This is a genomic window from Streptomyces longwoodensis (genome assembly GCF_001514125.1).
Taxonomy (GTDB): domain Bacteria; phylum Actinomycetota; class Actinomycetes; order Streptomycetales; family Streptomycetaceae; genus Streptomyces; species Streptomyces longwoodensis.
The window spans coordinates 31,519-54,014 of the sequence record NZ_KQ948562.1 but is presented as its reverse complement, the minus strand read 5'-3'; the positions used below and the strand labels follow the sequence as shown (position 1 = coordinate 54,014).

Genomic DNA, 22,496 nt, shown 5'->3' with positions numbered 1-22,496 from the left:
CGATGAGCACTGTTGACATCCTTTCGCCTGCCGGCGAGAAGACCGGTAGCGTCGAGCTCCCCGCGGAGATCTTCGGCGTGGAGAAGGTCAGCATCCCGCTGATCCACCAGGTCGTCGTCGCGCAGAACGCGGCTGCCCGCCAGGGCACGCACAAGACCAAGACCCGCGGTGAAGTCCGTGGTGGCGGCAAGAAGCCGTACCGCCAGAAGGGCACCGGCCGCGCCCGCCAGGGTTCGACCCGCGCGCCGCAGTTCGCCGGTGGTGGCGTCGTGCACGGTCCCGTGCCGCGCGACTACTCGCAGCGCACCCCGAAGAAGATGAAGGCCGCCGCCCTGCGGCACGCCCTCACCGACCGGGCCCGCGCGAACCGCATCCACGTCGTCTCCGGCGTGATCGAGGGCGAGACCCCGTCCACCAAGGCCGCGAAGAGCCTGTTCGGCAAGATCTCGGAGCGCAAGAACCTGCTCCTGGTCGTCGAGCGCGCCGACGAGGCCGCGTGGCTGTCCGCCCGCAACCTGCCCCAGGTCCACATCCTGGAGCCGGGCCAGCTGAACACGTACGACGTGATCGTCTCGGACGACGTGGTCTTCACCCAGGCCGCTCTCGAGTCCTTCGTCGCCGGCCCGAAGGCCAACGACACCGAAGGGAGCGACGCCTGATGGCTACGCGTCACCCGAGCATTGCCTCCAAGGCGGCGAAGGCCGCCAAGGCCGCGCGCGTCGCCAAGGCGCGCCGCCACGCCGCCGAGGGCAAGAACACCGTCGTCACCCCGGCGAGCAAGGCGTACACGGACCCCCGTGACGTCCTGCTGAAGCCGGTCGTGTCCGAGAAGAGCTACGCGCTGCTCGACGACAACAAGTACACGTTCGTCGTCGACCCGCGGGCCAACAAGACCCAGATCAAGGAGGCCGTCCAGGCGGTCTTCTCGGTCAAGGTCACCGGGGTCAACACGATCAACCGCCAGGGCAAGCGCAAGCGGACCCGCACCGGCTTCGGCCAGCGTGCGGCGACCAAGCGCGCGATCGTGACCCTCGCCGAGGGCGACCGTATCGACATCTTCGGCGGTCCGACCTCCTGACGGAGGTCCGGATCGTTCGATATCGGACGAGGACTGAGAAATGGGTATCCGCAAGTACAAGCCGACGACTCCGGGCCGTCGTGGCTCCAGCGTCGCCGACTTCGTCGAGGTCACGCGGTCCACGCCGGAGAAGTCGCTGGTCCGTCCCCTGCACAGCAAGGGCGGCCGTAACAATTCCGGTCGTGTGACCGTCCGCCACCAGGGCGGTGGCCACAAGCGCGCCTACCGCGTGATCGACTTCCGTCGTCACGACAAGGACGGCGTGCCGGCGAAGGTCGCGCACATCGAGTACGACCCGAACCGCACCGCGCGCATCGCGCTCCTGCACTACGCGGACGGCGAGAAGCGCTACATCCTGGCCCCCAAGGGCCTCAACCAGGGCGACCGGATCGAGAACGGCCCCTCGGCCGACATCAAGCCCGGCAACAACCTGGCGCTGCGCAACATCCCGGTCGGTACGACGATCCACTCCGTGGAGCTTCGTCCGGGCGGCGGCGCCAAGTTCGCCCGCTCCGCCGGTGCCTCCGTGCAGCTGCTCGCGAAGGAGGGCTCGATGGCCCACCTCCGCATGCCCTCCGGTGAGATCCGCCTGGTCGACCAGCGCTGCCGCGCCACGGTCGGCGAGGTCGGCAACGCCGAGCAGAGCAACATCAACTGGGGCAAGGCCGGCCGCAAGCGCTGGCTGGGCGTCCGCCCGACCGTTCGCGGTGTGGCGATGAACCCGGTTGACCACCCCCACGGTGGTGGTGAGGGCAAGACCTCCGGTGGTCGCCACCCGGTCAGCCCCTGGGGTCAGAAGGAAGGTCGTACTCGTTCTCCCAAGAAGGCGAGCAACAAGTACATCGTCCGCCGCCGCAAGACGAACAAGAAGCGCTAAGGACGGGTTGAGATGCCTCGTAGCTTGAAGAAGGGGCCCTTCGTCGACGACCACCTCGCCAAGAAGGTGGACGCTCAGAACGAAGCCGGCACCAAGAACGTCATCAAGACCTGGTCTCGGCGCTCCATGATCATCCCGGCGATGCTCGGGCACACGATCGCGGTGCACAACGGCAAGACCCACATCCCGGTGTTCGTCACCGAGTCGATGGTCGGGCACAAGCTCGGCGAGTTCTCGCCGACGCGCACCTTCCGGGGTCACGTCAAGGAAGACCGGAAGTCGAAGCGCCGCTAGGCAGCGGATCGCATTCAGACACGTAAGTAACTGAAGGGACAACCATGGAAGCCAGGGCCCAGGCGCGGTACATCCGCGTCACGCCCATGAAGGCCCGCCGCGTGGTGGACCTCATCCGTGGCATGGACGCCACGGAGGCCCAGGCCGTCCTGCGATTCGCTCCGCAGGCCGCCTCGGTGCCGGTGGGCAAGGTGCTGGACAGCGCCATTGCCAACGCCGCGCACAACTACGACCACACCGACGCCGACAGCCTCTTCATCTCCGAGGCGTACGTCGACGAGGGCCCGACCCTGAAGCGGTTCCGGCCGCGTGCCCAGGGCCGCGCCTACCGGATCCGCAAGCGGACCAGCCACATCACCGTGGTCGTCAGCAGCAAGGAAGGAACCCGGTAATGGGCCAGAAGGTAAACCCGCACGGGTTCCGGCTCGGCATCACCACCGACTTCAAGTCGCGCTGGTACGCCGACAAGCTGTACAAGGACTACGTCAAGGAAGACGTCGCCATCCGTCGGATGATGACGTCCGGCATGGAGCGCGCCGGCATCTCCAAGGTCGAGATCGAGCGCACCCGTGACCGCGTGCGGGTGGACATCCACACCGCTCGTCCGGGCATCGTCATCGGCCGCCGTGGCGCCGAGGCCGACCGCATCCGCGGCGACCTCGAGAAGCTCACCGGCAAGCAGGTCCAGCTGAACATCCTCGAGGTCAAGAACCCCGAGACGGACGCTCAGCTCGTGGCCCAGGCCGTCGCCGAGCAGCTCTCCTCCCGCGTCTCCTTCCGTCGGGCCATGCGCAAGAGCATGCAGTCCGCCATGAAGGCCGGCGCCAAGGGCATCAAGATCCAGTGCGGTGGCCGCCTCGGCGGCGCCGAGATGTCCCGCTCGGAGTTCTACCGCGAGGGCCGCGTGCCCCTGCACACGCTCCGCGCGAACGTGGACTACGGCTTCTTCGAGGCCAAGACGACCTTCGGCCGCATCGGCGTGAAGGTCTGGATCTACAAGGGCGACGTGAAGAACATCGCCGAGGTCCGCGCCGAGAACGCTGCCGCCCGTGCGGGTAACCGCCCGGCCCGCGGTGGCGCCGACCGCCCGGCCCGTGGTGGCCGCGGTGGCGAGCGGCGCGGTCGCAAGCCGCAGCAGCAGGCTCCGGCTGCCGAGGCCCCCCAGGCCGACGCGCCCGCCGCCGCTCCGGCTGAGAGCACCGGAACGGAGGCCTGACCACCATGCTGATCCCCCGTAGGGTCAAGCACCGCAAGCAGCACCACCCCAAGCGCAACGGCATGTCCAAGGGTGGCACGCAGGTTGCGTTCGGCGAGTACGGCATCCAGGCGCTGACCCCGGCCTACGTGACGAACCGCCAGATCGAGGCGGCCCGTATCGCGATGACCCGCCACATCAAGCGTGGCGGCAAGGTCTGGATCAACATCTACCCGGACCGTCCCCTCACCAAGAAGCCGGCCGAGACCCGCATGGGTTCCGGTAAGGGTTCCCCGGAGTGGTGGATCGCCAACGTCAAGCCCGGACGCGTCATGTTCGAGCTGTCGTACCCCAACGAGAAGATCGCCCGTGAGGCGCTGACGCGTGCGGCCCACAAGCTGCCGATGAAGTGCCGGATCGTCAAGCGCGAGGCAGGTGAAGCGTGATGTCGGCCGGTACCAAGGCGTCCGAGCTGCGCGAGCTGGGCAACGAGGAGCTCCTCAACAAGCTCCGCGAGGCCAAGGAAGAGCTGTTCAACCTCCGCTTCCAGGCGGCCACGGGTCAGCTCGAAAACCACGGTCGGCTGAAGGCCGTCCGTAAGGACATCGCGCGGATCTACACCCTGATGCGCGAGCGTGAGCTGGGCATCGAAACGGTGGAGAACGCATGAGCGAGAGCAACGTGACTGAGAACAAGGAAGCGCGCGGCTTCCGCAAGACCCGTGAGGGTCTCGTCGTCAGCGACAAGATGGACAAGACCGTCGTCGTCGCCGTCGAGGACCGCGTCAAGCACGCGCTGTACGGCAAGGTCATCCGCCGTACGAACAAGCTCAAGGCGCACGACGAGCAGAACGCCGCGGGTGTCGGCGACCGCGTCCTCCTGATGGAGACCCGGCCGCTGTCCGCGACGAAGCGCTGGCGCGTCGTCGAGATCCTCGAGAAGGCCAAGTAATTCCTGCGGGCATTCCCGCAGGAGAGTTCCGCCAGGCTCCGGGGGCCGCTGAGAAGCGGCCCCCGGGGAACCGGCAGACGATCAGGAGATAGACGTGATCCAGCAGGAGTCGCGACTGCGCGTCGCCGACAACACGGGGGCGAAGGAGATCCTTTGCATCCGTGTGCTCGGTGGCTCCGGTCGCCGCTACGCGGGCATCGGTGACGTCATCGTCGCCACCGTCAAGGACGCGATCCCCGGTGGCAACGTGAAGAAGGGTGACGTCGTCAAGGCGGTCATCGTTCGCACCGTCAAGGAGCGCCGCCGTCCGGACGGCTCGTACATCCGCTTCGACGAGAACGCCGCCGTCATTCTGAAGAACGACGGCGACCCTCGCGGCACCCGCATCTTCGGCCCGGTCGGGCGTGAGCTGCGCGAGAAGAAGTTCATGAAGATCATCTCGCTGGCTCCGGAGGTGCTGTAAGCATGAAGATCAAGAAGGGCGACCTGGTCCAGGTCATCACCGGTAAGGACAAGGGCAAGCAGGGCAAGGTCATCGCGGCCTTCCCCCGCGAGGACCGCGTCCTGGTCGAGGGTGTCAACCGGGTCAAGAAGCACACGAAGGCCGGTCCGACCGCTCGCGGTTCCCAGGCCGGCGGCATCGTCACGACCGAGGCCCCGATCCACGTCTCCAACGTCCAGCTGGTCGTGGAGAAGGACGGCAACAAGGTCGTCACGCGTGTCGGTTACCGCTTCGACGACGAGGGCAACAAGATCCGCGTTGCCAAGCGGACGGGTGAGGACATCTGATGGCTACCACCACCGTGACTCCGCGTCTGAAGCAGAAGTACCGCGAGGAGATCATCCAGAAGCTGCGTGACCAGTTCCAGTACGAGAACGTCATGCAGGTTCCGGGCCTCGTCAAGATCGTGGTCAACATGGGTGTCGGTGACGCCGCCCGTGACTCGAAGCTCATCGAGGGCGCGATCCGCGACCTGACCACCATCACCGGTCAGAAGCCGGCCGTCACCAAGGCCCGCAAGTCCATCGCGCAGTTCAAGCTGCGCGAGGGTCAGCCGATCGGTGCCCACGTCACGCTCCGTGGCGACCGCATGTGGGAGTTCCTGGACCGCACCCTGTCGCTGGCGCTCCCGCGCATCCGCGACTTCCGCGGCCTGTCCCCCAAGCAGTTCGACGGCCGTGGCAACTACACCTTCGGTCTCACGGAGCAGGTCATGTTCCACGAGATCGACCAGGACAAGATCGACCGCGTCCGGGGTATGGACATCACCGTGGTCACCACGGCGACCAACGACGAAGAGGGCCGCGCGCTCCTCCGTCACCTCGGCTTCCCGTTCAAGGAGGCGTGAGCGAGATGGCGAAGAAGGCTCTCATCGCGAAGGCTGCTCGCAAGCCCAAGTTCGGTGTGCGCGCGTACACCCGCTGCCAGCGCTGCGGCCGTCCGCACTCCGTCTACCGCAAGTTCGGCCTGTGCCGCGTGTGCCTTCGTGAGATGGCTCACCGTGGCGAGCTGCCGGGCGTGACCAAGAGCTCCTGGTAGTCCCCGACTTAGGGACTCCAAGGCTCTCGGTAAGCAGTACGGGCGGTCGGACGCCCACCTCGCATGCCTTAGGCTTGTGGGGTTGGGCGTCTGCCGCCGCCCGTACACCCGCGGGCACCGCCCGCTAACGTTTGCTTACTACGCCGTAGGTCCACCGCGCCGCACCCGTCCCGTCTCGGATCGGGGAGAGGGATGGCGCACCAGGAAACCCCGGCGAGAGAGGCCGAAGGCCAATTCATGACCATGACTGATCCGATCGCAGACATGCTCACGCGTCTGCGTAACGCGAACTCGGCGTACCACGACTCGGTGTCGATGCCGCACTCCAAGATCAAGTCGCACATCGCGGAGATCCTCCAGCAGGAGGGCTTCATCACGGGCTGGAAGGTCGAGGACGCCGAGGTCGGCAAGAACCTCGTTCTCGAGCTGAAGTTCGGCCCGAACCGTGAGCGCTCCATCGCGGGCATCAAGCGGATCTCCAAGCCCGGTCTCCGGGTGTACGCGAAGTCCACCAACCTGCCGAAGGTGCTCGGCGGCCTGGGCGTGGCCATCATCTCCACGTCGCACGGGCTCCTCACCGACAAGCAGGCCGGCAAGAAGGGCGTGGGTGGGGAAGTCCTCGCCTACGTCTGGTAGCGGAAGGGAACGGAGGAAACAGCTATGTCGCGCATCGGCAAGCTCCCCATCGCGGTTCCCGCCGGCGTGGACGTCACCATCGACGGCCGCACGGTCAAGGTCAAGGGCCCCAAGGGCGAGCTGACCCACACCGTCGCTGCTCCGATCGACATCGCCAAGGGCGAAGACGGCACCCTGCAGGTGACCCGCCCCAACGACGAGCGTCAGAGCAAGGCCCTGCACGGCCTGTCCCGCACGCTGGTGGCGAACATGATCACCGGCGTGACCGAGGGTTACGTGAAGAAGCTCGAAATCAGTGGTGTCGGTTACCGCGTGACCGCCAAGGGCTCGAACCTCGAGTTCGCGCTCGGTTACAGCCACCCGATCACGGTCGAGGCCCCCGAGGGCATCACCTTCAAGGTCGACACCCCGACCCGATTCCAGGTCGAGGGCATCGACAAGCAGAAGGTCGGCGAGGTCGCGGCCAACATCCGCAAGCTGCGCAAGCCCGACCCGTACAAGGCCAAGGGCGTCAAGTACGAGGGCGAAGTCATCCGCCGCAAGGTCGGAAAGGCGGGTAAGTAAGCCATGGCATACGGGCAGAAGATCCTCAAGGGCGACGCCTACAAGCGCGCCGCGATCAAGCGCCGTCACATCCGGATCCGCAAGCGGATCGCCGGTACGGCGGAGCGCCCCCGTCTGGTCGTGACCCGCTCCAACCGCCACATCGTGGCGCAGGTGATCGACGACCTGAAGGGCCACACCCTGGCGTCGGCGTCCACGCTGGACGCGTCGATCCGTGGTGGCGAGGGCGACAAGTCCGCGCAGGCCAAGCAGGTCGGCGCCCTGGTCGCCGAGCGCGCCAAGGCCGCCGGTGTCGAGGCCGTGGTGTTCGACCGTGGTGGCAACCAGTACGCCGGGCGCATCGCCGCCCTGGCGGACGCCGCCCGCGAGGCCGGGCTCAAGTTCTGAGCCGCTTGTAGCTAGCGGAAAGAGAGAGGTAATCCAATGGCTGGACCCCAGCGCCGCGGAAGCGGTGCCGGTGGCGGCGAGCGGCGGGACCGGAAGGGCCGTGACGGCGGCGCTGCTGCCGCCGAGAAGACCGCGTACGTTGAGCGCGTCGTCGCGATCAACCGCGTCGCCAAGGTTGTGAAGGGTGGTCGTCGCTTCAGCTTCACCGCGCTGGTCGTGGTGGGCGACGGTGACGGCACCGTGGGTGTCGGATACGGCAAGGCCAAGGAGGTGCCGGCCGCCATCGCCAAGGGCGTTGAGGAGGCCAAGAAGCACTTCTTCAAGGTCCCCCGCATCCAGGGCACCATCCCGCACCCCATCCAGGGTGAGAAGGCGGCCGGTGTCGTGCTGCTCAAGCCGGCGTCCCCCGGTACCGGCGTGATCGCCGGTGGTCCGGTGCGTGCCGTGCTCGAGTGCGCCGGTATCCACGACGTGCTGTCGAAGTCGCTCGGCTCCGACAACGCGATCAACATCGTGCACGCGACCGTGGAGGCCCTCAAGGGCCTGCAGCGTCCCGAGGAGATCGCGGCCCGCCGCGGTCTGCCCCTCGAGGACGTCGCCCCCGCGGCCCTCCTTCGTGCGCGTGCCGGGGCGGGTGCGTAATCATGGCGCAGCTCAAGATCACGCAGACGAAGTCCTACATCGGCAGCAAGCAGAACCACCGTGACACCCTGCGTTCCCTGGGCCTCAAGCGCCTGGGTGACGTGGTCGTCAAGGAGGACCGCCCCGAGTTCCGCGGCATGGTGCACACCGTCCGCCACCTCGTGACGGTCGAGGAGGTCGACTGATCATGGCGGAGCAGAACCCGCTCAAGATCCACAACCTCCGTCCCGCCCCGGGCGCCAAGACCGCCAAGACCCGTGTGGGTCGTGGTGAGGCGTCGAAGGGTAAGACGGCCGGTCGTGGTACCAAGGGCACGAAGGCCCGTTACCAGGTTCCGGAGCGCTTCGAGGGCGGCCAGATGCCGCTGCACATGCGCCTCCCGAAGCTGAAGGGCTTCAAGAACCCGTTCAAGACCGAGTACCAGGTCGTGAACCTCGACAAGCTGGCCGCGCTGTACCCCGAGGGTGGCGAGGTCACCGTCGAGGGCCTGGTGGCCAAGGGTGCCGTTCGCAAGAACGCGCTCGTCAAGGTGCTCGGCCAGGGCGAGATCTCCGTGGCGCTGCAGGTGACGGTCGACGCCGTCTCCGGCTCCGCCAAGGAGAAGATCACCGCCGCCGGCGGTACTGTCACCGAGCTCGTCTGAACTCCTCAGGCACCTCGATGACGTGAACGATCCCGACCGGGGATACCCCATAAAAGGGGTATCCCCGGTTGGTCGTTCCGAGGGAGCTGTGTCGCGGGTAAGGTGGCCTGCGCTGTTCTCTATTCGTATTCGTCGAACCTCAAGACCGTCACCCTTGACGCAGATGCGCGGGGGTCGCAGGAGGCACCGTGCTCACCGCGTTCGCCCGGGCGTTCAGGACGCCCGACCTGCGCAAGAAGCTGCTCTTCACGCTGGCCATCATCGTGGTCTACCGGCTGGGTACGCACATCCCCATCCCGGGCGTCGACTACAAGAGCGTCCAGGAGTGTGTGGACCAGGCGTCCGGCAACCAGGGCCTGTTCGGTCTGGTCAACATGTTCAGCGGCGGCGCACTGCTCCAGATCACGGTGTTCGCGCTGGGCATCATGCCGTACATCACGGCGAGCATCATCCTCCAGCTGCTGACCGTGGTCATCCCGCGTCTGGAAGCCCTCAAGAAGGAGGGCCAGGCCGGTACCGCGAAGATCACGCAGTACACCCGGTACCTCACCGTGGCGCTCGCCATCCTGCAGGGCACCGGCCTGGTGGCCACCGCCCGCAGCGGCGCCCTGTTCTCCGGGTGCACGGTCGCGAGCCAGATCGTCCCGGACCGCGCGATCTTCACCACCATCACCATGGTGATCTGCATGACCGCGGGCACGGCCGTCGTGATGTGGCTCGGTGAGCTCATCACCGACCGCGGCATCGGCAACGGCATGTCGATCCTGATGTTCATCTCGATCGCCGCGACCTTCCCGTCCGCGCTGTGGGCCATCAAGAAGCAGGGCACGCTGGCCGGCGGCTGGATCGAGTTCGGCACCGTGATCCTGGTCGGCCTGGTCATGGTCGGCCTGGTGGTCTTCGTCGAGCAGGCCCAGCGCCGCATCCCCGTCCAGTACGCGAAGCGCATGATCGGACGCCGGTCCTACGGCGGTACCTCGACGTACATCCCGCTCAAGGTGAACCAGGCCGGTGTGATCCCGGTCATCTTCGCCTCGTCGCTGCTCTACATCCCCGCCCTGATCGCACAGTTCTCCAAGGACGACTCCGGCTGGAAGCGCTGGATCGAACAGAACCTGGTCAAGGGCGACCACCCGATCTACATCAGCCTGTACTTCTTGCTCATCGTGTTCTTCGCGTTCTTCTACGTGGCGATCTCCTTCAACCCCGAGGAAGTCGCGGACAACATGAAGAAGTATGGTGGCTTCATCCCGGGCATCCGGGCTGGCCGACCGACCGCTGAGTACCTCTCGTACGTGCTCAACCGGATCACCTGGCCGGGTTCGCTGTATCTGGGACTGATCGCTCTCGTACCGACGATGGCGTTGGTTGGCTTCGGGGCAAGCCAGAACTTCCCGTTCGGCGGGACCTCCATCCTGATCATCGTGGGTGTGGGTCTCGAGACGGTGAAGCAGATCGAGAGCCAGCTCCAGCAGCGCAATTACGAAGGGTTCCTCCGCTGATGCGTATCGTCCTCGTCGGGCCGCCGGGTGCCGGTAAGGGAACGCAGGCCACGCGCCTCGCAGAGAAGCTGCGTGTGCCCCACATCTCCACCGGTGATCTGTTCCGCGCCAACATCAGCGGGCAGACGGAACTCGGCAAGCTCGCGAAGTCCTACATGGACGCCGGCAACCTCGTCCCCGACGAGGTGACGATCGCGATGGCCAAGGACCGCATGGAGCAGCCGGACGCGGCGAACGGCTTCCTGCTCGACGGGTTCCCGCGGAACGTCTCCCAGGCCGAGGCACTGGACGAACTGCTGGAGACCGAGCAGATCAAGCTGGACGCCGTGCTGGACCTCGAGGCCCCCGAGGAGGAGGTCGTCAAGCGGATCGCCGGCCGGCGTGTCTGCCGCAACGACTCGGCGCACGTCTTCCACGTGACGTACAAGAAGCCGGCCCGCGAGGGCGTGTGCGACGTGTGCGGCGGCGAGCTGTACCAGCGCGACGACGACTCCGAGGAGACCGTCCGCAAGCGGCTGGAGGTCTACCACACCCAGACCGAGCCGATCATCGACTACTACAAGGCCCAGGGCCTGGTCGTGACGATCGACTCCATGGGCCCGGTGGAAGAGGTCACGGGCCGCGCGCTGGCGGCGCTGAAGCGCGACGGCGACGACCAGTAGTCGTCGGTCGTCTGCGGCCGTGACGCCCCTGCGGGCGTCACGGCCGTAGTGTTGTGCAGGTAACCGGTTGACGCGAGTGACGGAGAGCGCAGGCCCCCATGGTGCAGATCAAGAGCCCCGAGCAGATCGCCAGGATGCGTGCGGCGGGGCTGGTCGTCGCCGCGATCCACGCCGCCACGCGTGAGGCCGCCGTCCCGGGTGCCACCACCAAGGACCTGGACGAGGTGGCCCGCAAGGTGCTCGCCGAGCACGGCGCCAAGTCCAACTTCCTGGGCTACGGCGGGTTCCCGGCCACCATCTGCACCTCGGTGAACGACGTGGTGGTGCACGGCATCCCGTCCGAGGACGTCGTCCTGAAGGACGGCGACGTCATCTCCATCGACTGCGGCGCGATCGTCGACGGCTGGCACGGCGACGCGGCCTACACGGCCTTCGTGGGCTCCGGTCACGCCCCGGAGCTGCTGGAGCTCTCCCGGGTGACCGAGGAGTCGATGTGGGCCGGCATCGCGGCCATGAAGCAGGGCAACCGGCTCGTCGACGTCTCCCGGGCGATCGAGACGTACATCCGCCGCCAGCCCAAGCCGGGCGGCGGCCGGTACGGGATCATCGAGGACTACGGCGGCCACGGCATCGGCACCGAGATGCACATGGACCCGCACCTGCTGAACTACGTCGACCGGCGCCGCGGCAAGGGCCCCAAGCTGGTGCCCGGCTTCTGCCTGGCGATCGAGCCGATGGTGTCGCTCGGCACGCCGAAGACCCGCGTGCTGTCCGACGACTGGACCGTCATCACCACCGACGGCACCTGGTCCTCGCACTGGGAGCACTCCGTCGCGCTGACCGAGGAGGGCCCGCTGGTGCTCACGGCCCCCGACGGCGGCCGGGCCAAGCTGGCCGAGCTGGGCGTCACGGCCGCGCCGGACCCGCTCGGCTGACCCTCCCGCGCCGCTGAACCTTCTCCCGACTGCCCCGCATGGTGATCTCCCCTGCGGGGCAGACTTCCGCGATTCGTCTTTCCGGGTGCGCTGACGTAGACTGACTCGTCGGCTCTTGTGCACCCGCATGTCTGCATGCGTGCGTACGGAGTCGATCAAGGTAGTCGATTCGAAGGGCGAAGCGTGGCCAAGAAGCAAGGTGCCATCGAGATCGAGGGCACTGTCGTCGAGTCTCTTCCGAACGCCATGTTCAGGGTCGAGCTCCAGAACGGCCACCAGGTCCTGGCACACATCAGCGGCAAGATGCGCATGCACTACATCCGCATCCTCCCTGACGACCGGGTCGTGGTGGAGCTGTCTCCGTACGACCTGACGCGTGGCCGGATCGTCTACCGGTACAAGTAGATCTTGCCCCACGTTCCGCCCTCGGGCGGGGCCGCCGGCAACTGACCCGGAGAACCTCACATCCCATGAAGGTCAAGCCGAGCGTCAAGAAGATCTGCGACAAGTGCAGGGTGATCCGCCGTCACGGTCGGGTCATGATCATTTGCGAGAACCCGCGCCACAAGCAGCGCCAGGGCTGATCGCACGATCGCACACCCTCTGCACCACTGCCGCAGAGTTTCGCGCGACGCGAGCTGAATATGTTCATACGCAGAACCCAGGTCCCTCGGGCCTGACACCCCCGGTTCGGAGGCCGGGGACCCGTTCCGTACCTCATACGGCGGCCGGGAACCGGTTCTGTGGAAGACCTCCGAAGATCACCAGGAGCCATTGAATGGCACGCGTTTCCGGTGTCGACATCCCGCGCGAAAAGCGCGTGGAGATCGCCCTGACCTACGTGTTCGGCATCGGCCGGACGCTCTCGAAGGAGACGCTGGCCGCGACCGGCGTCGACCCGAACACCCGTGTTCGGGACCTCACCGAAGAGCAGCTCGTCGCGATCCGCGAGTACGTCGACAACAACATCAAGACCGAGGGTGACCTCCGTCGCGAGATCCAGGCCGACATCCGCCGCAAGGTCGAGATCGGTACCTACCAGGGTCTCCGTCACCGTCGCGGTCTGCCCGTCCGCGGTCAGCGCACCAGCACCAACGCCCGGACCCGCAAGGGCCCGCGTCGCGCCATCGCCGGCAAGAAGAAGCCGGGCAAGAAGTAGTCCGCAGCGGACACCTGTCCACGGTCTTCGCTGTAGGACCGACCACCTCCCGTAGGAGTTAGTAGATGCCCCCCAAGGGTCGTCAGGGCGCTGCCAAGAAGGTGCGCCGCAAGGAAAAGAAGAACGTCGCGCACGGCCAGGCGCACATCAAGAGCACGTTCAACAACACGATCGTGTCCATCACGGACCCGAGCGGCAACGTGATCTCCTGGGCCTCCGCCGGCCACGTCGGCTTCAAGGGCTCCCGCAAGTCCACGCCGTTCGCCGCGCAGATGGCCGCCGAGTCGGCTGCCCGCCGCGCCCAGGAGCACGGCATGCGCAAGGTCGACGTGTTCGTCAAGGGTCCGGGTGCCGGTCGTGAGACCGCGATCCGCTCCCTGCAGGCCACGGGCCTCGAGGTCGGCTCCATCCAGGACGTCACCCCGACCCCGCACAACGGCTGCCGTCCGCCGAAGCGTCGTCGCGTCTGACGCACCGGCTCAGTCGGACGGCACCCTGCTGGGGGTGCGGGGGTCGCCCCCCGCAATGTCGCAGCACGGTTGCCGTCCGCCGAAGCGTCGTCGCGTCTGACCTCGCTTCACCGGGTGTTCCGGGCGGTACGGCTCCGTGAAGGGGCCGTGCCGCCCGTACCCTTGCAGTACCCGCGTTCCTCACGGGCGCGGTTCCCGTCGGGCGTCAAATAGCGGGCGTCCACGAATGAAGGATCTGATCCCCACATGCTGATCGCTCAGCGTCCCTCGTTGACCGAAGAGGTCGTCGACGAGTTCCGCTCCCGGTTCGTGATCGAGCCGCTGGAGCCGGGCTTCGGTTACACCCTCGGCAACTCCCTCCGCCGGACCCTGCTGTCCTCCATCCCCGGTGCGGCTGTCACCAGCATCCGCATCGACGGTGTCCTGCACGAGTTCACCACCGTGCCGGGCGTCAAGGAGGACGTCACCGACCTGATCCTCAACATCAAGCAGCTGGTCGTCTCCTCGGAGCACGACGAGCCGGTCGTGATGTACCTGCGCAAGCAGGGCCCGGGTCTGGTCACCGCCGCCGACATCGCGCCCCCGGCCGGTGTCGAGGTGCACAACCCCGACCTCGTCCTCGCCACGCTCAACGGCAAGGGCAAGCTGGAGATGGAGCTGACCGTCGAGCGCGGTCGCGGCTACGTCTCCGCCGTGCAGAACAAGCAGGTGGGCCAGGAGATCGGCCGCATCCCGGTCGACTCCATCTACTCGCCGGTGCTCAAGGTCACGTACAAGGTCGAGGCCACGCGTGTCGAGCAGCGCACCGACTTCGACAAGCTGATCGTCGACGTCGAGACCAAGCAGGCCATGCGTCCCCGTGACGCCATGGCGTCGGCCGGCAAGACCCTGGTCGAGCTGTTCGGTCTGGCGCGCGAGCTCAACATCGACGCCGAGGGCATCGACATGGGCCCGTCCCCGACGGACGCCGCCCTGGCCGCCGACCTGGCGCTGCCGATCGAGGAGCTGGAGCTCACGGTCCGCTCCTACAACTGCCTCAAGCGCGAGGGCATCCACTCCGTGGGTGAGCTCGTGGCGCGGTCCGAGGCGGACCTGCTGGACATCCGCAACTTCGGTGCGAAGTCCATCGACGAGGTCAAGGCGAAGCTGGCCGGCATGGGCCTGGCCCTCAAGGACAGCCCGCCCGGATTCGACCCGACCGCCGCGGCGGACGCCTTCGGGGCGGACGACGACGCGGACGCCGGTTTCGTCGAGACCGAGCAGTACTGAGAGCTCCGCGGGGAGGCCGTACTGCGCTGCGGGCCGGCTGTGGCCGGTCGCGCAGTTCCCCGCGCCCCTTCCGGGAGCGTCCCCTGCGGGGACGTCTCCCGGATCTTCGACAGGCGACCGCCTGCTCGGATACTGACTTCGGTACCTGATACGGCCGGGGCAGACACACAGGAGAAGAACCATGCCGAAGCCCACCAAGGGTGCCCGTCTGGGCGGCAGCGCCGCGCACGAGAAGCTGCTCCTCGCGAACCTCGCCAAGAGCCTCTTCGAGCACGGCAAGATCACCACCACCGAGGCGAAGGCCCGCCGTCTGCGGCCGTACGCCGAGCGTCTGGTCACCAAGGCGAAGAAGGGTGACCTTCACAACCGCCGTCAGGTGCTCCAGGTCATCTCGGACAAGGGCATCGTCCACACGCTCTTCACCGAGATCGGCCCGCGGTACGAGAACCGCCCCGGTGGTTACACCCGCATCACCAAGATCGGTAACCGTCGCGGCGACAACGCGCCCATGGCGGTCATCGAGCTGGTCGAGGCGCTGACGGTCGCGCAGCAGGCCACCGGCGAGGCCGAGGCGGCGACGAAGCGTGCCGCCAAGGACGCCGAGGCGACCGAGGCCACGGAGACCAAGGTCGACACGACCAAGGCCGACGAGGCCGGCGAGGCTCCCGCCGAGGAGTCCAAGGACGCCTGAGGCTCTGCCTGACGTCTGACGAGCGGGCCCGTTCCTTCCGGGGAGCGGGCCCGTTCCCGTGCTGCTGAGAGGATCTGTGGGTGAGTGACGACGTAGCGCCCGGTCACGTCCGGGTCCGGCTGGACCTGTCGTACGACGGGACCGCGTTCTCCGGGTGGGCCAAGCAGGCCGGGGGCCAGCGGACCGTGCAGGGGGAGATCGAGGACGCCCTGCGCACCGTGACCCGGTCGCGGGAGACGTACGAGCTGACCGTCGCCGGGCGCACCGACGCCGGGGTGCACGCCCGCGGACAGGTCGCGCACGTCGACCTGCCGCGCGAGGTGTGGGCCGAGCACCACGACAAGCTGCTGAAGCGGCTCGCCGGACGGCTGCCCAAGGACGTGCGGGTGTGGGCGCTGCGCGAGGCCCCGCAGGGCTTCGACGCGCGGTTCTCGGCCGTCTGGCGGCGCTACGCCTACCGCGTCACCGACAACCCCGGGGGAGTGGACCCGCTGCTGCGCGGCCACGTCCTGTGGCACGACTGGCCCCTGGACGTGGACGCCATGAACGAGGCCGCCCGGGCGCTGCTGGGCGAGCACGACTTCGCCGCCTACTGCAAGAAGCGGGAGGGGGCCACCACCATCCGCACCCTGCAGGAGCTGAGCCTGGAGAAGGGCGCCGACGGCATCATCACCGCGACCGTGCGGGCCGACGCCTTCTGCCACAACATGGTCCGCTCGCTCATCGGCGCGCTGCTGTTCGTGGGCGACGGGCACCGCCCGCCGGACTGGCCGGGCAAGGTCCTGGCCGCCGGCGTCCGGGACTCCGCCGTGCACGTCGTACGGCCGCACGGGCTGACGCTGGAGGAGGTCGGCTACCCGGCCGACGAGCTGCTGGCCGCCCGCAGCCGGGAGGCACGCAACAAGCGGTCGCTGCCCGGGGCGCCCGGGGCGGGCTGCTGCTGAGCCGGCCCCGGGGGCGAGGCGTGGTCAGCCGCCCGCGGCGGCCGACGCCTGGGTCTCGCCGCGGCGGTGGATCTGCTGGAAGGTGAACTGGGCCAGGTCGTCGCCGGTGGTGAACACCTGGGTGTCCTTGGTGGTGACGTTCTTGCCGTCGGTGAAGCCGGTGAGGGTGAAGTAGGCGTAGCGGCCGTAGGAGTTGGTCGTCGAGCGGCACACCGCGCCGTTGCAGAAGGCGGCCACGCCCTTGCCGGACAGGGCCTGCACGAAGCTCTTGCGGTCGGCCTGCTGCTTGGCCTTCAGGGCCTGCGCCTCGGTGTCGAAGACGGCCACGCCGACGGTCACGGCCATGCCGTCGCGGGTGTAGGTGACCCGCATCAGGCGGGTGCAGCCGTTGGCGGTGAGGACGCCGGGCAGGCTGCCCTTGACCGCGGTGGCGCACGCGGTGGTGTCGGCCGTCGGGCCCTTCTTGTACACGTTGGCGCCCATGGTGAGCTGCCGGCCGGGGAACATGATGCCCGGCCCGTTGGGGGCGGTGTCCTTGGCCTTGCTGGCGACGAACTCCTTCGGGTCCAGCGGCGGCGGCGCGCTGGTCGGGGCGAAGGACGGGGTGCCGGACCCGCTCGGCAGGTCCGCGGTCGCGGGCAGCGACGAGGTGGGCCGGCCGGCCTTCCCGTCGTCGTTCGCCGAGACGACGCCCATGGCCACGGCGGTGCCTATGCCGACGACGGCCAGCACGCCCCCGCCGATGAACAGCAGCCTGCGGCGCTTGTTGCGGGTCTCGGACGCCTCGGCGAGTGCCGCCCAGTCCGGGGACTGCCCGCCGCCACCGTCGCTCCACGGCTGCTGCGAGTTCGGTTTCCAAGGGTCCCACTGGGACTGAGGTCCCCCCTGCCCATAGCTCATGGGGCGCATCTTAGACGGGGCCCGGGGTGTGCTGTTCCGCGCCAACGAGCCCTCCGGCACCTAGCGTTGCCCGCGTGACTATGGGCAAAAGCGACATCTTCGGGTGGTTGGTGCGGCGTTCCCCCTGGCCGTGGTGGATCGCGCCGGCGGCGGTCCTGGGCGCCCTGTCCGGGCACGTGGCGCGAGCCGCCCCGGACGGCGGCATGGACAACGCGATCGTCGTCCGCGCCGCCCGCACCTGGCTGGCCGGCGGCTCCCCGTACGACGACCCGCACTTCCTCTACCTGCCCGGCGCGGTCCTCGCCGCCGCGCCCCAGGCCCTGCTGCCCCAGACCCTGGTGCGGGTGCTGGTGCCGTGCGCGGTGACCGCGTGCCTGGTGGCGGCGTGGGCCTGCGCGCTGCGGCTGCACCGGGTGCCGCTCGGCAGCCGCCTCGCCGTGCTGGGCCTGACCGCGCTCGCGGCCGGGTTCGCGCCGTTCGCGCACCTGGTGCGGCTCGGCAACTGGACGGTGTCCGCCGCGCTCGCGCTGCCGCTGGCGCTGCTGCTGGCGGGCCGGGATCGGTGGGTGGCGGCGGGCGCGGTGATCGGCGCGACCCTGGCGGTCAAGCCACTGCTGGCCCCGGTGGCGCTGCTGTTCGTGTGCGCGCGCCGGTGGCGGGCGCTGGCCGTGCTGCTCGCCGTGCCGGCCGTCGTCTCGGTCCTGTGCGCGCTCGCGCTGCCCGACCCGGCGGGCTTCGTCACCCGCACGCTGCCCTTCCTGCTGCACGGCGACGACGCCTTCGTCCGGCTCTACGAGGCGTCCCCGGCGGCGGTGCTGCCGCGGCTCGGGGTGCCCGCGGCCCTCGCCCGGGCGCTGGCGCTGGCGGCCTGCGCGGCGGGGACGGCGTGCGCCTGGCTGCGCTGGCGGCGGGGCGGCCCCGGCCCGCTGCGGCTCGCCGAGACGGCGTGCGGGCTGATGCTGTCGGCGTTCCTCGTCTCCCGGCCCTCCTACGACCACTACCTGGTCGTCGTCCTGCCGCTGCTGCTGGCCGGCCTGCCCTGCGCCGGTGCGGTGGCCCGGGGCCCCTGGTTCTGGCTCGCGCTGGTCCCGCAGCTGCCGGGCGTGACCTGGCCCTTCCTGGAACCGGTGACCCGCAGGGCGTTCCGGGACGCGCTGACCCTGGTCGCCCTGGCCCTGGCGGTCGCCCGCACCGCCCGCCCCGGCCCGCCGCGCGGCAGCGACCCGGCGCCCGTCCGTACCGGGGCCGCGGTGCCGGTATCCTCGGGGGCGGGCAGCGATCCCGCGTTTTGACCCGCCAGGTCGGATCCGGGTATCCTGCATTTTCGTTGTGTATTGGCTTGCTCATTCTCACGGGACGGGCCCTTACACCGGTCCACCGGGCCGATGACCAGCGACCAGCACGCGGTTTGCGTCACCGCAGTGCGGTCTGGGCTGTCGTGATCGCTTCGGTGACCTTGTCAGGACCATTCACTGAAGAAGCGAAGGCTACGAACCGTGCGTACGTACAGCCCCAAGCCCGGCGATGTGACGCGTCAGTGGCACGTCATCGACGCTCAGGACGTCGTCCTGGGCCGTCTGGCCTCCACTGCTGCCTCCATCCTGCGTGGCAAGCACAAGCCGATCTACGCGCCTCACGTTGACACGGGTGACTTCGTCATCATCATCAACGCCGACAAGGTGCACCTGTCCGGCAACAAGCGGACCCAGAAGATGGCGTACCGCCACTCCGGCTACCCGGGTGGTCTGCGCTCCGTCCGCTACGACGAGCTGCTGGACAAGAACCCGGAGAAGGCCATCGAGAAGGCCGTCAAGGGCATGCTCCCCAAGAACACGCTGGGCCGTCAGATGCTCTCGAAGCTGAAGGTCTACAAGGGTGACCAGCACCCGCACGGCGCGCAGCAGCCGCAGCCGTTCGAGATCACCCAGGTCGCGCAGTAAGTCCGGCCAACCCCAAGCCTGAAGAGAATCTGAGGAGAACCGTGGCCGAGACCACTGCCGAGCAGCCGCTCGAAGAGCTTGACATCGACAGCTACACCACCGAGTCCGAGGTCCCCGTCGAGGGCGAGTACACCTCGGAGTCGATGGCGTCCCGCTTCGGCGACCCCCAGCCGGCCGCCGGCCTGGGCCGCCGCAAGAACGCCATCGCCCGTGTCCGGATCGTCCCGGGCACCGGCAAGTGGAAGATCAACGGTCGCACCCTCGAGGACTACTTCCCGAACAAGGTGCACCAGCAGGAAGTCAACGAGCCGTTCAAGGTGCTCGAGCTCGAGGGCCGCTACGACGTCATCGCCCGCATCGCGGGTGGCGGCGTCTCGGGTCAGGCCGGCGCCCTGCGCCTCGGCGTGGCCCGCGCGCTGAACGAGGCCGACGTGGACAACAACCGCGGCGCGCTGAAGAAGGCGGGCTTCCTGCGCCGCGACGACCGTGCGGTCGAGCGCAAGAAGGCCGGTCTGAAGAAGGCCCGCAAGGCCCCGCAGTACAGCAAGCGTTAAGCTTCGCTGCCTGCTCGTACGCCTGCGGACCCCGTGGGGGCCCGTACGTACTCCGAACGCCCCGGCGGCACGCCACTGTGCCGCCGGGGCGTTCGTGTATCGCCCCCTTCGGGCGTATAACGACACAAGACACTCAAAGGCTTGTGTGATCGGATGTTCAGAGGCATGGAATGCCTGGGACGCCGGAGCAGCCGTGCGGGCCGCACCTGGCACGGCTCCGGCGCCCGCGACTGACGCTTCCTCAGGAGGACAAGTGGGACGACTCTTCGGCACGGACGGCGTGCGCGGTGTCGCCAACGCGGATCTGACGGCCGAGATGGCCCTCGGTCTGTCCGTCGCGGCGGCCCACGTGCTGGCCGAGGCGGGCACGTTCGAGGGCCACCGGGCGACCGCGGTGGTCGGACGGGACCCGCGTGCGTCCGGGGAGTTCCTGGAGGCCGCCGTGGTGGCGGGCCTGGCCAGCGCGGGCGTGGACGTGCTGCGGGTCGGCGTGCTGCCGACGCCGGCGGTCGCCCACCTCACCGGCGCCCTCGGCGCCGACCTCGGCGTCATGCTCTCCGCCAGCCACAACGCCATGCCGGACAACGGCGTCAAGTTCTTCGCCCGCGGCGGCCACAAGCTCGCCGACGAGCTCGAGGACAAGATCGAGGCCGTCTACGAGGAGCACCGGCGCGGCGAGCCGTGGGAGCGGCCGACCGGCGCGGGCGTGGGACGCGTGCGCTCCTACGACGAGGGCTTCGACCGCTACGTCGAGCACCTGCTCGGCGTGCTGCCGAACCGGCTCGACGGGCTGCGCATCGTCCTGGACGAGGCGCACGGCGCCGCCGCCGGGGTGTCGCCCGAGGCGTTCCGGCGGGCCGGTGCCGAGGTCGTCACCATCGGCGCCGAGCCGGACGGGCTCAACATCAACGACGGATGCGGCTCGACCCACCTGGGCCCGCTCAAGGCCGCCGTCCTGGAGCACGGCGCGGACCTGGGCATCGCGCACGACGGCGACGCCGACCGGTGCCTGGCCGTCGACCACACCGGCGCGGAGGTCGACGGCGACCAGATCCTCGCGGTGCTGGCCCTCGCCCTGCGCGAACAGGGGGTGCTGCGCTCCGACACGGTCGTCGCGACCGTCATGTCCAACCTCGGCTTCAAGCTCGCCCTGGAGCGGGAGGGGCTGCGGCTGGTGCAGACGGCGGTCGGCGACCGCTACGTGCTGGAGGAGATGAAGGAGCACGGCTACGCGCTCGGCGGCGAGCAGTCCGGGCACGTGATCATCCTCGACCACGCGACGACCGGCGACGGCACGCTGACCGGGCTGCTGCTCGCCGCGCGGGTGGCCCGGACCGGCCGGACGCTGCAGGACCTGGCGTCCGTCATGGAGCGGCTGCCGCAGGTGCTGGTCAACGTCCCCGACGTCGACAAGTCCCGGGTCACCACCTCGGCCGACCTCGCGGCCGCGGTCGCGGACGCCGAGCGCGAGCTGGGCGCGACCGGGCGGGTGCTGCTGCGGCCGTCGGGCACCGAGCCGCTGGTGCGCGTGATGGTGGAGGCGGCCGACATCGAGCAGGCCCGGTCGGTGGCCGGCCGGCTGGCCGACGTGGTGAAGTCCGCGCTGGGCTGAGCCCGGTGCGCGCGTGAGGGGGCGGGGCCGGACGAGGCCCCGCCCCCTCACCCTTGGAGTCCCTGCTGCTGTTGCGTCTGCCGTCGCTGCCGTCGGTGCTGCCCCCGCCAGAAGGCCTTCTGGGCCGTCAGGGTCAGGGTGCCGGCCAGGACGATGCCCAGCAGGTTCAGCAGGAGCTGCTCCGTCGAGCGGCCGGCCTGGGTGGTGTCGCTGTAGACCAGCGCCACGGCCGCGTTCGCCGCCGCGGGGACCGTCGTCACCGAGATCGCCACGCCCACCAGGGCGCCCGACTTGGCCGACGTCAGGGACAGCATGCCCGCCGCGCCCGCCAGGACCGCCACCACGAACGAGAACCAGTCCGGGGCGTAGATGAAGCCCGTGTTGGGCCGGTCCGCCTCCAACTGCCCCTTGCTGAACAGGCCGACGGCGTCCATGAAGAGGCTGAAGCCCGCCGTCAGCGCCATCGCCGCCGCGAAGCCGGCCAGCAGCGCGACCAGTGAGCGCAGCGCCAGCCGCGGGGCGCGCTGCACGATCGCCGTGCAGATGCCCGCCAGGGGCCCGAACTCCGGGCCGACCGCCATCGCGCCCACGATCAGGATCGCGTTGTCCAGGACGACACCGCAGGCGGCGATCATCGTGGCGAGGGTGATGAAGGCGACGTAGGTGACGGAGAGCGTCGACTCCTCGTGGGTCGCGTCCGTCAGGTGCTCCCACAGCACCGCGTCCGCACCCTCGCCGGGAGCCTCCGCCTCCGCCTTGTCGGCGCGCTTGGACAGCGACAGGTCGATGTTCTCGACGGCGATCGAGCCGGTGCGGTCCAGCCCCAACTCCTGGAGACTGCTGAGCAGTTCGTCGCCGGCCTCGCGGGCCACGTCGCACAGGACGACGTCGCCGGCGGGGTTGCGGGCGGCGCCCGGCAGCACCACCAGGTGCGTGGTGCCGACGGTCTTCTCGATCAGCCGGACCACGTCCGAGGTGCGGTCGGCCGGCGTGATCAGGCGCAGGTGCAGCATGCCGCCCTTTGTAGCAGGCGGCCGTGGCGCGGCAGGCG

The 22,496-nt window shown here is 68.9% G+C and carries 35 protein-coding genes; 33 read left to right on the top strand and 2 right to left on the bottom strand.

What is annotated here, in order from left to right:
* The first annotated feature begins 2 nt into the window (after window positions 1-2).
* The 29 genes from rplD (at window position 3) to truA (ending at window position 16,439) form a co-directional block, all read left to right on the top strand.
* Complete coding sequence (gene rplD / locus AQJ30_RS30445) at window positions 3-659, top strand: 50S ribosomal protein L4 (RefSeq protein ID WP_067240360.1); 657 nt, start codon at window positions 3-5, stop codon at window positions 657-659.
* Entirely contained in the window at window positions 659-1,078 is a 420-nt protein-coding gene (gene rplW / locus AQJ30_RS30440; protein ID WP_067240359.1) for a 50S ribosomal protein L23, read from the top strand. The genes rplD and rplW overlap by 1 nt, the downstream gene beginning before the upstream one ends.
* A 40-nt stretch (window positions 1,079-1,118) precedes the next feature.
* Window positions 1,119-1,955 carry a 50S ribosomal protein L2 gene (gene rplB / locus AQJ30_RS30435; RefSeq protein WP_067240357.1) on the top strand — a complete coding sequence of 279 codons (837 nt, stop codon included), beginning with the start codon at window positions 1,119-1,121 and terminating at the stop codon, window positions 1,953-1,955.
* A 12-nt stretch (window positions 1,956-1,967) separates the two neighbouring features.
* Window positions 1,968-2,249 (top strand): 30S ribosomal protein S19, encoded by a 282-nt coding sequence (gene rpsS / locus AQJ30_RS30430; RefSeq protein WP_067240355.1) that lies wholly within the window; start codon window positions 1,968-1,970, stop codon window positions 2,247-2,249.
* A gap of 44 nt (window positions 2,250-2,293) precedes the next feature.
* Window positions 2,294-2,641, top strand: a complete 348-nt coding sequence (rplV, locus tag AQJ30_RS30425; RefSeq protein ID WP_003974262.1) for a 50S ribosomal protein L22 — start codon at window positions 2,294-2,296, stop codon at window positions 2,639-2,641.
* Window positions 2,641-3,465 (top strand): 30S ribosomal protein S3, encoded by an 825-nt coding sequence (gene rpsC, locus AQJ30_RS30420; RefSeq protein ID WP_067240354.1) that lies wholly within the window; start codon window positions 2,641-2,643, stop codon window positions 3,463-3,465. Before rplV ends, rpsC begins: the two co-directional genes overlap by 1 nt.
* Before the next feature lie 5 nt (window positions 3,466-3,470).
* Window positions 3,471-3,890, top strand: coding sequence for a 50S ribosomal protein L16 (gene rplP, locus AQJ30_RS30415; RefSeq protein WP_009190136.1), 420 nt, complete (start codon window positions 3,471-3,473; stop codon window positions 3,888-3,890).
* Window positions 3,890-4,114 carry a 50S ribosomal protein L29 gene (rpmC, locus tag AQJ30_RS30410; RefSeq protein WP_059079052.1) on the top strand — a complete coding sequence of 75 codons (225 nt, stop codon included), beginning with the start codon at window positions 3,890-3,892 and terminating at the stop codon, window positions 4,112-4,114. Before rplP ends, rpmC begins: the two co-directional genes overlap by 1 nt.
* The gene (rpsQ, locus tag AQJ30_RS30405; protein WP_039656223.1) at window positions 4,111-4,395 is read left to right on the top strand and encodes a 30S ribosomal protein S17; all 285 of its coding nucleotides are present in this window, start codon (window positions 4,111-4,113) and stop codon (window positions 4,393-4,395) included. Before rpmC ends, rpsQ begins: the two co-directional genes overlap by 4 nt.
* A 94-nt stretch (window positions 4,396-4,489) precedes the next feature.
* Window positions 4,490-4,858 (top strand): 50S ribosomal protein L14, encoded by a 369-nt coding sequence (gene rplN, locus AQJ30_RS30400; RefSeq protein ID WP_003998823.1) that lies wholly within the window; start codon window positions 4,490-4,492, stop codon window positions 4,856-4,858.
* Window positions 4,859-4,860: 2 nt separating this feature from the next.
* Entirely contained in the window at window positions 4,861-5,184 is a 324-nt protein-coding gene (gene rplX, locus AQJ30_RS30395) for a 50S ribosomal protein L24 (RefSeq protein WP_003992365.1), read from the top strand.
* Window positions 5,184-5,744: a 50S ribosomal protein L5 gene (gene rplE, locus AQJ30_RS30390; RefSeq protein ID WP_067240352.1), complete on the top strand. Its 561-nt coding sequence runs from the start codon at window positions 5,184-5,186 to the stop codon at window positions 5,742-5,744. The genes rplX and rplE overlap by 1 nt, the downstream gene beginning before the upstream one ends.
* A gap of 5 nt (window positions 5,745-5,749) precedes the next feature.
* Window positions 5,750-5,935, top strand: a complete 186-nt coding sequence (locus tag AQJ30_RS30385) for a type Z 30S ribosomal protein S14 (protein WP_003956452.1) — start codon at window positions 5,750-5,752, stop codon at window positions 5,933-5,935.
* 237 nt (window positions 5,936-6,172) lie between these two features.
* Window positions 6,173-6,571 carry a 30S ribosomal protein S8 gene (rpsH, locus tag AQJ30_RS30380; RefSeq protein ID WP_014674378.1) on the top strand — a complete coding sequence of 133 codons (399 nt, stop codon included), beginning with the start codon at window positions 6,173-6,175 and terminating at the stop codon, window positions 6,569-6,571.
* 24 nt (window positions 6,572-6,595) lie between these two features.
* Window positions 6,596-7,135 (top strand): 50S ribosomal protein L6, encoded by a 540-nt coding sequence (rplF, locus tag AQJ30_RS30375; protein ID WP_067240350.1) that lies wholly within the window; start codon window positions 6,596-6,598, stop codon window positions 7,133-7,135.
* A gap of 3 nt (window positions 7,136-7,138) precedes the next feature.
* Window positions 7,139-7,522, top strand: a complete 384-nt coding sequence (gene rplR, locus AQJ30_RS30370; protein WP_067240348.1) for a 50S ribosomal protein L18 — start codon at window positions 7,139-7,141, stop codon at window positions 7,520-7,522.
* A 36-nt stretch (window positions 7,523-7,558) separates the two neighbouring features.
* Window positions 7,559-8,164, top strand: a complete 606-nt coding sequence (gene rpsE, locus AQJ30_RS30365) for a 30S ribosomal protein S5 (RefSeq protein WP_019753099.1) — start codon at window positions 7,559-7,561, stop codon at window positions 8,162-8,164.
* Between the two features lie 2 nt (window positions 8,165-8,166).
* Window positions 8,167-8,349 (top strand): 50S ribosomal protein L30, encoded by a 183-nt coding sequence (rpmD, locus tag AQJ30_RS30360; protein ID WP_009190145.1) that lies wholly within the window; start codon window positions 8,167-8,169, stop codon window positions 8,347-8,349.
* Between the two features lie 2 nt (window positions 8,350-8,351).
* Window positions 8,352-8,807: a 50S ribosomal protein L15 gene (rplO, locus tag AQJ30_RS30355; protein ID WP_059127184.1), complete on the top strand. Its 456-nt coding sequence runs from the start codon at window positions 8,352-8,354 to the stop codon at window positions 8,805-8,807.
* Between the two features lie 188 nt (window positions 8,808-8,995).
* Window positions 8,996-10,309: a preprotein translocase subunit SecY gene (gene secY / locus AQJ30_RS30350; RefSeq protein ID WP_067240343.1), complete on the top strand. Its 1,314-nt coding sequence runs from the start codon at window positions 8,996-8,998 to the stop codon at window positions 10,307-10,309.
* Window positions 10,309-10,971 carry an adenylate kinase gene (locus tag AQJ30_RS30345; protein ID WP_067240341.1) on the top strand — a complete coding sequence of 221 codons (663 nt, stop codon included), beginning with the start codon at window positions 10,309-10,311 and terminating at the stop codon, window positions 10,969-10,971. Before secY ends, AQJ30_RS30345 begins: the two co-directional genes overlap by 1 nt.
* Before the next feature lie 98 nt (window positions 10,972-11,069).
* Window positions 11,070-11,906 carry a type I methionyl aminopeptidase gene (gene map, locus AQJ30_RS30340; protein WP_067240339.1) on the top strand — a complete coding sequence of 279 codons (837 nt, stop codon included), beginning with the start codon at window positions 11,070-11,072 and terminating at the stop codon, window positions 11,904-11,906.
* A gap of 183 nt (window positions 11,907-12,089) precedes the next feature.
* On the top strand, window positions 12,090-12,311 hold the full coding sequence (gene infA / locus AQJ30_RS30335) for a translation initiation factor IF-1 (RefSeq protein ID WP_004927214.1): 222 nt from the start codon (window positions 12,090-12,092) through the stop codon (window positions 12,309-12,311).
* Window positions 12,312-12,376: 65 nt separating this feature from the next.
* Window positions 12,377-12,490, top strand: a complete 114-nt coding sequence (gene rpmJ / locus AQJ30_RS30330; protein WP_004984509.1) for a 50S ribosomal protein L36 — start codon at window positions 12,377-12,379, stop codon at window positions 12,488-12,490.
* 194 nt (window positions 12,491-12,684) lie between these two features.
* On the top strand, window positions 12,685-13,065 hold the full coding sequence (gene rpsM, locus AQJ30_RS30325; RefSeq protein WP_067240336.1) for a 30S ribosomal protein S13: 381 nt from the start codon (window positions 12,685-12,687) through the stop codon (window positions 13,063-13,065).
* Between the two features lie 65 nt (window positions 13,066-13,130).
* The gene (rpsK, locus tag AQJ30_RS30320; RefSeq protein WP_055718826.1) at window positions 13,131-13,535 is read left to right on the top strand and encodes a 30S ribosomal protein S11; all 405 of its coding nucleotides are present in this window, start codon (window positions 13,131-13,133) and stop codon (window positions 13,533-13,535) included.
* Between the two features lie 246 nt (window positions 13,536-13,781).
* Window positions 13,782-14,804, top strand: a complete 1,023-nt coding sequence (locus AQJ30_RS30315; protein ID WP_003966937.1) for a DNA-directed RNA polymerase subunit alpha — start codon at window positions 13,782-13,784, stop codon at window positions 14,802-14,804.
* A gap of 181 nt (window positions 14,805-14,985) precedes the next feature.
* Window positions 14,986-15,495 (top strand): 50S ribosomal protein L17, encoded by a 510-nt coding sequence (rplQ, locus tag AQJ30_RS30310; protein WP_067240332.1) that lies wholly within the window; start codon window positions 14,986-14,988, stop codon window positions 15,493-15,495.
* Between the two features lie 80 nt (window positions 15,496-15,575).
* Entirely contained in the window at window positions 15,576-16,439 is an 864-nt protein-coding gene (truA, locus tag AQJ30_RS30305) for a tRNA pseudouridine(38-40) synthase TruA (RefSeq protein ID WP_067240327.1), read from the top strand.
* Between the two features lie 24 nt (window positions 16,440-16,463).
* Here truA and AQJ30_RS30300 read toward each other — a convergent pair whose 3' ends face one another.
* On the bottom strand, window positions 16,464-17,339 hold the full coding sequence (locus AQJ30_RS30300; protein ID WP_067240324.1) for a hypothetical protein: 876 nt from the start codon (window positions 17,337-17,339) through the stop codon (window positions 16,464-16,466).
* Window positions 17,340-17,419: 80 nt separating this feature from the next.
* Between AQJ30_RS30300 and AQJ30_RS30295 the strand changes: the two genes are divergently transcribed.
* The 4 genes from AQJ30_RS30295 to glmM all read left to right on the top strand — a co-directional run bounded on the left by AQJ30_RS30295 (window position 17,420) and on the right by glmM (window position 21,445).
* Window positions 17,420-18,631, top strand: a complete 1,212-nt coding sequence (locus AQJ30_RS30295) for a glycosyltransferase family 87 protein (RefSeq protein WP_079084408.1) — start codon at window positions 17,420-17,422, stop codon at window positions 18,629-18,631.
* 204 nt (window positions 18,632-18,835) lie between these two features.
* Window positions 18,836-19,279, top strand: coding sequence for a 50S ribosomal protein L13 (gene rplM / locus AQJ30_RS30290; protein WP_055632362.1), 444 nt, complete (start codon window positions 18,836-18,838; stop codon window positions 19,277-19,279).
* 41 nt (window positions 19,280-19,320) lie between these two features.
* The gene (rpsI, locus tag AQJ30_RS30285; RefSeq protein ID WP_067240319.1) at window positions 19,321-19,833 is read left to right on the top strand and encodes a 30S ribosomal protein S9; all 513 of its coding nucleotides are present in this window, start codon (window positions 19,321-19,323) and stop codon (window positions 19,831-19,833) included.
* Between the two features lie 253 nt (window positions 19,834-20,086).
* Entirely contained in the window at window positions 20,087-21,445 is a 1,359-nt protein-coding gene (gene glmM, locus AQJ30_RS30280; RefSeq protein WP_067240312.1) for a phosphoglucosamine mutase, read from the top strand.
* A gap of 47 nt (window positions 21,446-21,492) precedes the next feature.
* On the opposite strand, the gene AQJ30_RS30275 is transcribed toward glmM, so the two are convergent.
* Window positions 21,493-22,458 (bottom strand): DUF389 domain-containing protein, encoded by a 966-nt coding sequence (locus AQJ30_RS30275; protein ID WP_067240311.1) that lies wholly within the window; start codon window positions 22,456-22,458, stop codon window positions 21,493-21,495.
* Window positions 22,459-22,496 lie beyond the last annotated feature (38 nt).

Excerpts from the sequence above, each read along its gene's own strand:
- AQJ30_RS30295 (WP_079084408.1), top strand. The coding sequence starts at position 17,420 with ATGGGCAAAAGCGACATCTTCGGGTGGTTGGTGCGGCGTTCCCCCTGG.
- rplP (WP_009190136.1), top strand. The coding sequence starts at position 3,471 with ATGCTGATCCCCCGTAGGGTCAAGCACCGCAAGCAGCACCACCCCAAG.
- AQJ30_RS30345 (WP_067240341.1), top strand. The coding sequence starts at position 10,309 with ATGCGTATCGTCCTCGTCGGGCCGCCGGGTGCCGGTAAGGGAACGCAG.
- rpsK (WP_055718826.1), top strand. The coding sequence starts at position 13,131 with ATGCCCCCCAAGGGTCGTCAGGGCGCTGCCAAGAAGGTGCGCCGCAAG.
- rpsS (WP_067240355.1), top strand. The coding sequence starts at position 1,968 with ATGCCTCGTAGCTTGAAGAAGGGGCCCTTCGTCGACGACCACCTCGCC.
- rplE (WP_067240352.1), top strand. The coding sequence starts at position 5,184 with ATGGCTACCACCACCGTGACTCCGCGTCTGAAGCAGAAGTACCGCGAG.
- rplF (WP_067240350.1), top strand. The coding sequence starts at position 6,596 with ATGTCGCGCATCGGCAAGCTCCCCATCGCGGTTCCCGCCGGCGTGGAC.
- rpsM (WP_067240336.1), top strand. The coding sequence starts at position 12,685 with ATGGCACGCGTTTCCGGTGTCGACATCCCGCGCGAAAAGCGCGTGGAG.
- rplD (WP_067240360.1), top strand. The coding sequence starts at position 3 with ATGAGCACTGTTGACATCCTTTCGCCTGCCGGCGAGAAGACCGGTAGC.
- rplB (WP_067240357.1), top strand. The coding sequence starts at position 1,119 with ATGGGTATCCGCAAGTACAAGCCGACGACTCCGGGCCGTCGTGGCTCC.
- AQJ30_RS30385 (WP_003956452.1), top strand. The coding sequence starts at position 5,750 with ATGGCGAAGAAGGCTCTCATCGCGAAGGCTGCTCGCAAGCCCAAGTTC.
- rplW (WP_067240359.1), top strand. The coding sequence starts at position 659 with ATGGCTACGCGTCACCCGAGCATTGCCTCCAAGGCGGCGAAGGCCGCC.
- rpsQ (WP_039656223.1), top strand. The coding sequence starts at position 4,111 with ATGAGCGAGAGCAACGTGACTGAGAACAAGGAAGCGCGCGGCTTCCGC.
- AQJ30_RS30275 (WP_067240311.1), bottom strand. The coding sequence starts at position 22,458 with ATGCTGCACCTGCGCCTGATCACGCCGGCCGACCGCACCTCGGACGTG.
- rplX (WP_003992365.1), top strand. The coding sequence starts at position 4,861 with ATGAAGATCAAGAAGGGCGACCTGGTCCAGGTCATCACCGGTAAGGAC.
- rpmC (WP_059079052.1), top strand. The coding sequence starts at position 3,890 with ATGTCGGCCGGTACCAAGGCGTCCGAGCTGCGCGAGCTGGGCAACGAG.
- rplV (WP_003974262.1), top strand. The coding sequence starts at position 2,294 with ATGGAAGCCAGGGCCCAGGCGCGGTACATCCGCGTCACGCCCATGAAG.
- map (WP_067240339.1), top strand. The coding sequence starts at position 11,070 with ATGGTGCAGATCAAGAGCCCCGAGCAGATCGCCAGGATGCGTGCGGCG.
- rpsC (WP_067240354.1), top strand. The coding sequence starts at position 2,641 with ATGGGCCAGAAGGTAAACCCGCACGGGTTCCGGCTCGGCATCACCACC.
- rplO (WP_059127184.1), top strand. The coding sequence starts at position 8,352 with ATGGCGGAGCAGAACCCGCTCAAGATCCACAACCTCCGTCCCGCCCCG.
- AQJ30_RS30315 (WP_003966937.1), top strand. The coding sequence starts at position 13,782 with ATGCTGATCGCTCAGCGTCCCTCGTTGACCGAAGAGGTCGTCGACGAG.
- rpmD (WP_009190145.1), top strand. The coding sequence starts at position 8,167 with ATGGCGCAGCTCAAGATCACGCAGACGAAGTCCTACATCGGCAGCAAG.
- rpmJ (WP_004984509.1), top strand. The coding sequence starts at position 12,377 with ATGAAGGTCAAGCCGAGCGTCAAGAAGATCTGCGACAAGTGCAGGGTG.
- AQJ30_RS30300 (WP_067240324.1), bottom strand. The coding sequence starts at position 17,339 with ATGAGCTATGGGCAGGGGGGACCTCAGTCCCAGTGGGACCCTTGGAAA.
- rpsE (WP_019753099.1), top strand. The coding sequence starts at position 7,559 with ATGGCTGGACCCCAGCGCCGCGGAAGCGGTGCCGGTGGCGGCGAGCGG.
- rplQ (WP_067240332.1), top strand. The coding sequence starts at position 14,986 with ATGCCGAAGCCCACCAAGGGTGCCCGTCTGGGCGGCAGCGCCGCGCAC.
- rpsH (WP_014674378.1), top strand. The coding sequence starts at position 6,173 with ATGACCATGACTGATCCGATCGCAGACATGCTCACGCGTCTGCGTAAC.
- rplR (WP_067240348.1), top strand. The coding sequence starts at position 7,139 with ATGGCATACGGGCAGAAGATCCTCAAGGGCGACGCCTACAAGCGCGCC.